Consider the following 7,033-nt stretch of genomic DNA (forward strand, 5'->3'; position numbering starts at 1 on the left):
TCTAACTTTAATTGAACAACTTTTTTCTTTACTTCTTCGGGATAATGAACTTTCTTACCCATAAGAAAAACACCTCCAAGTGTAAGTAGTATTAGCACTTTGAAGGTGTTCTATTAAGTCTCATTTTATTAGGTCACTCTACATTGTTGGAACGGTTTTTTTATTGTTCAGATAACTTATGGAATTATGATTCTCGTATTTTTTTATAATACTGCCCTTTTTCCACGTAACTTTTCCTTATCCGATTGAGTTCTTTTATATCTTCTTCATTCAGTTCTCTTATGACTTTGGCTGGACGTCCGAAAGCGAGTGTATTCGGTGGAATCACTTTCCCGGGTGGGACAAGACTCCCAGCGCCGATAAAAGCTTGTTCACCAATAACAGCGCCATCCAGAATAAGCGACCCCATGCCGATTAATGCATTTTCTTTTATATGAGCGGAGTGAAGTGTGACTTGGTGACCGATGGTAACTCCATCTTCAATAATTAAAGGTTTGTCCGGGCTTTGATGTAAAAGGCTCAAATCTTGAATATTTGAGTTCTTACCAATATGTACAGGAGCAACATCTCCTCTAATTACGGTCTTAAACCAAACACTGGCGTTTTCTTGAATAGTTACATCCCCTGTAATCACAGCATCCTCAGCTACATAGGCGCTTGGATGAATATCAGGTATCTTTCCTTTATATTCGCAAATCATGAAAAACCCCCTTATACTAATACTATTGATAGTATAGCAGAAGAAAAGAGGGAGATGCTGTGAAGAAAATAGAATCAGTCAATGATCGCGCTACGGTTGTGCTCGTTCATGGAGCCTTTGAACATTCAGGGCGGTACCATGAACTGGTCGACCAACTTCAAAAGGATGGATACTCTGTTATTTACGGCGATCTTCCAGGTCAGGGGCGTTCTTCAGGGAAAAGTGGACATATCCGTTCTTTTCAGGATTATGTCAATACCATAATGATGTGGATCCAAGAGGCGGACCCCAATAAAAAGATATTTTTAATGGGTCATAGTATGGGAGGTCTTGCGGTTGTAAGAACAATGGAGATTGCTCAACCAAAGGTGGATGGTGTCATTCTCTCTTCACCTGCACTGGGACTTTTAAAAAAAGCGAGTCTGCCTTTGGAAATGGTGTCGTATATTTTAAACACTTTTATTCCATCATTAAGACTCAAGGCACCTCAAGATCCTGAATATATCACACGCAATAAGGATAAAATTATAGAGTTTCAACAAGATCCTATGATTATTGATAAAGTCTCTGTTCGCTGGTATCGTGAATTTCAAAAAGCGACGAGAGAAGCGTTCTCTGATATTCAACGCTTTCCTGATATCCCTTTATTACTAATGCAGGCTGAAGATGATTATATGGTGAGAATAGAGAAGACAGTGGAATGGTTTGACCGGGTACAGGTGAAAGAAAAAAGGTACAAACAGTGGCCTGGTCTTTATCATGAAATTTTTAATGAGCCTGAATGGAAAGATGTTTATCAACATACGCAATCCTTTTTAGAAGACCATATAAAGTAAATCGGCAAGGAGGATTTCTTTTGACACGTGCAGTCCCAGGCAACGCCATCCTTTTAATGTACAGGGTGTATCGAAATATTTTTCCTGCTGTTCATGATGAATTGTCTTATTGGATCCAAAGAGCGAAATCGATTCCTGACGAAGAACTTAGAAGTCAAGCTTTAGCAAGTATTGAAGAAAAGACGTTTCACTGTGAAGGTGGATCTATTTACTCGGTTCTCTCCCGAGGCAACGATAAACAGGCTATTCGTTTCATTGTTGCTTACCAAACCATCAGTGACTATCTGGATAACCTATGTGACCGGAGCACCTCCATGAACCCTGACGATTTCAGAATGCTACATGAATCTATGATCGATGCCCTGACACCAGGGAATTCATTAAAAGATTATTATATCTATCGTGAGGAGCAGGATGATGGAGGATACCTCCATGAACTTGTGAAAACGTGCCAGCAAGTCCTTTCCCAAGCGGACGACTATCCAACCGTTAAGGAGCAGGCGATAAAGTTAGGTAAGTTATATGGTGATCTGCAAGTTCATAAACATGTTATCGAAAATGAGAGGATTCCAAGACTGCAGAATTGGTTCAAGGATTATCAAAAAGAGTGGCCAGAGCTTAGCTGGTATGAATTTTCAGCGTGTACAGGGTCTACTTTAGGAATTTTCTGCCTCGTGTCCTATACGTTGAGTGGAAAGATGGATGCATCGTTATCCCGTCAAATTGAAAGAAGTTACTTTCCATATATGCAGGGATTACATATCTTACTTGATTATTATATTGATCAAGAAGAAGATGAAAAAGAGGGAGATTTGAATTTCTGTGCTTACTACGATCATGAAGAAGAAATGAAGACACGTTTCCGGTATTTTGTTGAAAGGACACATGAGGAAATTCAAAGGCTTCCAGATGCATCCTTTCACCAAATGATACATGAAGGGCTCGTTGGCATGTATCTAGCTGATCGTAAAGTGGGCAGACTTTCAAATGCTAAAAGCTTCGTGAAAGAAATGTTAAAAGTAAGTGGTAAGAAAGCGACGTTCTTTTATTACAATACAAAGATGTACCATAAATTAAAGCCTGGTCGTGAAATTTAACCGACCAGGCTTTTTCTCTTATAGGTAAACTAATACTTCTAAGATGAAAACATAGGATTATGAGAGTTTCTCGATGGCTAAGATAAAGGGTGGCGTTCTCTTCTTATTGATAAACCCGTAATGGAGGACTTGATAGTGCTTTGAATCTAACCCTGATACATAATCCAGGATGGCTTCTTTCTCTTCAGCACCCCCGGGGTGTCCATGATAGACGACTAAAACCACCAGTCCACCTTTTTTTAAAGTCTCCAGTACGTTTTCGACCGACTGGATGGTCCCTTCAGGCTTGGTTACCACACTTTTATCACTGCCTGGCAAATAACCTAGATTGTAAATGGCAGCGGATATGTTGTGTTGGTGTTTGTCTTTTAGGTAGTTTTGTACATTTGCATGGGAATCATGGATAAGGCTTGTATGGTTTGCAAGTCCGTGTTCTGCTAAACGCTCCTTGGTGTTGGAGATGGCTTTTTCCTGCACATCAAAGGCATATACATGTCCTTCCTCTCCTACAAGTTCAGCTAGAAAAGCAGTATCGTGACCGTTGCCACAGGTACCATCTATTGCGGCATCTCCTGGTTCTATCGTTTTTTTTATCAAAGAATGGGCATAGTCTAAAATTCGTTCAATCGTCATGTAATATCCTCCAATTGTATTGTTCTTTAGTATTGTAGCACGAACATCCCTTTCCTGTAGAAGAACGATCGGGTAGGCAGGCCCCGCTTGACAAAGCTGTTTTCATTCATTAATATACGGTTATAATAGTAGCATGACGTTGAAAAGGAGTAGTAGTGATTCTTTCAAGTGATAGAGAGGCAGCGGCTGGTGGAAGCTGTCCTTGAAATTCATGAACTCGCCTTGGATGTCGCAGAAGTGAAACCAAGTAGTTTCTGCCGGTGTGGTCGCCGTTATTGACGTCAAGTTGAACACAGATGTGTTAATTTGGGTGGTACCGCGGGAATCAAGCCTCTCGTCCCATACTGGGATGAGGGGCTTTTTATATTTTTAGAGAGATTATGAGGAGGCAATGAAATGGCTTTTGATCATAAGACCATTGAAAAGAAATGGCAGAAATACTGGCTTGAAGAAAAGACGTTCAAGACAGACAGTTATTCAGACAAAAAGAAATTCTATGCATTGGATATGTTCCCATACCCATCAGGTGCAGGCCTACACGTTGGGCACCCGGAAGGATACACAGCTACAGACATCCTGTCCCGCATGAAGCGTATGCAGGGGTATGAAGTGCTTCATCCAATTGGTTGGGATGCTTTTGGACTTCCGGCAGAACAATATGCACTGGATACAGGAAATGACCCTGAGGAATTCACAAAACAAAACATAGATACCTTCCGCAGGCAAATTCAGGAACTTGGGTTTTCTTATGATTGGGATCGAGAAGTAAACACGACAGACCCTGATTACTATAAATGGACGCAATGGATATTCTTGAAGCTTTATGAAAAGGGTCTGGCCTATATTGACGAAGTAGCCGTGAACTGGTGTCCGGCTCTTGGGACGGTACTTGCGAACGAAGAAGTTATCGATGGTCGTAGTGAACGAGGAGATCACCCTGTTGAACGTCGCCCGATGAAACAGTGGATGCTGAAGATTACAGCTTATGCGGATCGTCTTCTAGAAGATCTGGAAGAATTGGATTGGCCGGAAAGCATTAAAGATATGCAGAGAAATTGGATCGGCAAGTCAGAAGGGGCAGAAGTCACTTTTGAAATTGATGGGTTTGACCAATCTTTTGACGTGTTTACCACTCGTCCGGATACATTATTCGGTGCAACTTATGCCGTTGTCGCGCCAGAACATCCGCTGGTCGATGAAATCGTCACATCAGAACAGAAGAATGCCGTATCCACATATATCGAAAAAGCACAAAACAAGAGTGATCTTGAGCGTACAGACTTGGCTAAGGATAAATCAGGTGTCTTCACTGGTTCGTATGCGATCAATCCGATTAATGGAGAAAAACTTCCCATCTGGGTGGCTGATTACGTATTGATGAGCTACGGCAGCGGTGCCATTATGGCGGTCCCTGCACACGATGAAAGAGATTTTGAATTCGCTCAGAAATTTGACCTTCCCATTATACCAGTCGTAGAGGGAGGAAGTGTCGAGGAAGAAGCGTACACTGGAGATGGACCGCACATCAACTCTGACTTCTTGAACGGACTTGGGAAAGATGAAGCGATTGAAAAAGCGATCCAATGGCTTGAAGAAAACGGGAAAGGTAAGAAGCAAACGACTTACCGCCTTCGTGATTGGCTCTTCAGCCGTCAGCGTTATTGGGGTGAGCCGATTCCTGTCATCCATTGGGAAGATGGATCAATTACCGCAGTCAAGGAAGAAGAGCTTCCTGTTAAACTTCCGAAAACGACGGAAATCAAACCATCCGGCACCGGGGAATCCCCGCTTGCTAATATTGATGAATGGGTTAATGTTGTAGATCCTGAAACAGGGATGAAGGGACGCAGGGAAACGAATACAATGCCACAATGGGCAGGTAGCTGCTGGTATTACCTTCGTTATATTGATGCGAACAATGAGGAAACGTTTGCTGATTATGAAGCCTTGAAAAAGTGGCTTCCGGTTGATGTGTATATTGGTGGTGCAGAGCACGCAGTTCTTCACCTGTTGTATGCACGTTTCTGGCACAAAGTCCTTTATGATGCAGGAGTCGTTCCAACCAAAGAACCATTCCAAAAGCTATTCAACCAAGGCATGATTCTTGGAGAAAATAATGAAAAAATGAGTAAGTCTAAAGGGAATGTAGTCAATCCTGATGACATCGTCTACTCTCACGGAGCAGACACTTTGAGACTTTATGAAATGTTTATGGGGCCGCTTGATGCTTCAGTAGCATGGTCTGAGAACGGCTTGGACGGGGCTCGTCGTTTCCTTGATCGTGTATGGCGACTATTTGTTGTGGAAGACGAATTGTCTGAAGCAATTAAAAAGAATGCAGGGGATACTTCGTTAGAGAAGGTCTACCATGAAACCGTTAAAAAAGTGACCGAAAACTTTGAAGCCCTTCGTTTCAATACGGGAATCTCTCAAATGATGGTCTTTATTAACGATGGTTATAAAGCAGACGTTTTACCGAAAGAGTATGTAGAAGGTTTTGTTAAACTTCTATCTCCTGTCGCTCCACACCTTGCAGAAGAACTATGGCAGAAACTTGGGCACTCTGAAACGATCAGCTATCAACCATGGCCGGAGTATGACGAATCCAAACTTGTAGAAGATGAAGTAGAAATCGTAGTACAGGTTATGGGTAAAGTGCGAGCGAAAATGATGGTCAATAAGGAAGCTTCCAAAGAAGATCTTGAAAAACAGGCACTTGAAAATGCCGACGTAATGCAGTGGCTGGAAGGAAAGACAGTTAGAAAAGTCATTGCCGTACCAGGAAAGTTAGTTAATATTGTAGCCAATTAAATGAGTTATAAGCACCCTGTTTTTGTATGCAGGGTGCTTTTTTATGAGTGGCCGTATGCCTTGACTTTAATGAACAGTAAATTAAAATTAATGTGACGATTAATATGGAGGGATAAAAATGAGCCAAATTAAAGAAATCACACCTCAACAAGTGGAAGAGAAAATGAACAATAACGATGATTTTACTATAATTGATGTCAGAGAAGATGAAGAGGTTTCACAAGGTATGGTGCCGAATGCAAAGCATATACGCCTCGGTGATATTCCTGAGAAGATTGAAGATTTGCCTAAGGATCAAGAGTATGTGATGATCTGCCGTTCCGGGCGCCGGAGTATGAACGCTGCCGAATTCATGAAAGAAAGAGGTTTCGGTAACGTACAGAACATGGAAGGCGGAATGTTGAAATGGCAAGGTGAGCTTGTTTTTTAAAATGGGAGGTCTTGTTTAATCGGCTGTTTTCTATGATTTCACACGTCCCTCTTTATTACGGGATGTCGAATGATCCTGCACACATATTATGTGCCCCTTCTTTAGAGGAGGGGCTTTTATTCATTCCTCTTCCTGGTTTTCGCAATTACATTAAAAAAATTCTATGAAACTATTGACGTTAGGAAGCACACGATGTATTATAGGTAACGTTGCTTATTTGGCAGCACGCAAAACATCTCTTTTAGAGATTTAATTCAACAAATTCTATTAAAGCTATTGACGATATATAGTTGATTATGCTAGAATTTGATTACTGTCGGGTAAGGCAGTAGTTGATCTTTGAAAACTGAACGAACCAACCAGTACGTCAAAACATTTCTTCTTTATAGAAGAGATTTGAAACAAAGCACATTCGGTGTGCAAATGAGCAAGTCAAACTTAACTTTTATGGAGAGTTTGATCCTGGCTCAGGACGAACGCTGGCGGCGTGCCTAATACATGCAAGTCGAGCGCGGGAAGCGAGTGG

Annotated in this window: 6 protein-coding genes, 1 rRNA gene and 1 other annotated feature; of the genes, 5 read left to right on the top strand and 2 right to left on the bottom strand. The window is 41.6% G+C overall.

Annotation, left to right across the window (positions count from 1 at the left end; all coding sequences use genetic code 11):
• Positions 1 to 184 precede the first annotated feature (184 nt).
• Positions 185 to 700, bottom strand: a complete 516-nt coding sequence (locus tag VKA52_RS14675) for a gamma carbonic anhydrase (RefSeq protein ID WP_160911771.1) — start codon at positions 698 to 700, stop codon at positions 185 to 187.
• Positions 701 to 759: 59 nt separating this feature from the next.
• Here VKA52_RS14675 and VKA52_RS14680 point away from each other — a divergent pair, with 59 nt between their 5' ends.
• On the top strand, positions 760 to 1,536 hold the full coding sequence (locus VKA52_RS14680) for an alpha/beta hydrolase (protein ID WP_326316227.1): 777 nt from the start codon (positions 760 to 762) through the stop codon (positions 1,534 to 1,536).
• 56 nt (positions 1,537 to 1,592) lie between these two features.
• Complete coding sequence (locus VKA52_RS14685; protein ID WP_326316230.1) at positions 1,593 to 2,633, top strand: tetraprenyl-beta-curcumene synthase family protein; 1,041 nt, start codon at positions 1,593 to 1,595, stop codon at positions 2,631 to 2,633.
• Between the two features lie 57 nt (positions 2,634 to 2,690).
• Here VKA52_RS14685 and VKA52_RS14690 read toward each other — a convergent pair whose 3' ends face one another.
• Positions 2,691 to 3,266, bottom strand: a complete 576-nt coding sequence (locus VKA52_RS14690) for a class I SAM-dependent methyltransferase (protein WP_326316228.1) — start codon at positions 3,264 to 3,266, stop codon at positions 2,691 to 2,693.
• A 130-nt stretch (positions 3,267 to 3,396) separates the two neighbouring features.
• Positions 3,397 to 3,611, top strand: a binding site (T-box leader).
• 51 nt (positions 3,612 to 3,662) lie between these two features.
• On the opposite strand from VKA52_RS14690, the gene leuS reads away from it, so the two are divergent.
• From leuS to VKA52_RS14705, 3 genes are all read left to right on the top strand, one after another.
• Positions 3,663 to 6,077: a leucine--tRNA ligase gene (gene leuS / locus VKA52_RS14695; RefSeq protein ID WP_326316229.1), complete on the top strand. Its 2,415-nt coding sequence runs from the start codon at positions 3,663 to 3,665 to the stop codon at positions 6,075 to 6,077.
• A 118-nt stretch (positions 6,078 to 6,195) separates the two neighbouring features.
• On the top strand, positions 6,196 to 6,507 hold the full coding sequence (locus tag VKA52_RS14700) for a rhodanese-like domain-containing protein (protein ID WP_160911781.1): 312 nt from the start codon (positions 6,196 to 6,198) through the stop codon (positions 6,505 to 6,507).
• A 444-nt stretch (positions 6,508 to 6,951) separates the two neighbouring features.
• A 16S ribosomal RNA gene (locus VKA52_RS14705) occupies positions 6,952 to 7,033 on the top strand; the annotation flags it as partial.

This window comes from Halobacillus sp. HZG1, assembly GCF_035818575.1.
GTDB classification, from domain to species: Bacteria; Bacillota; Bacilli; order Bacillales; family Halobacillaceae; genus Halobacillus; species Halobacillus litoralis.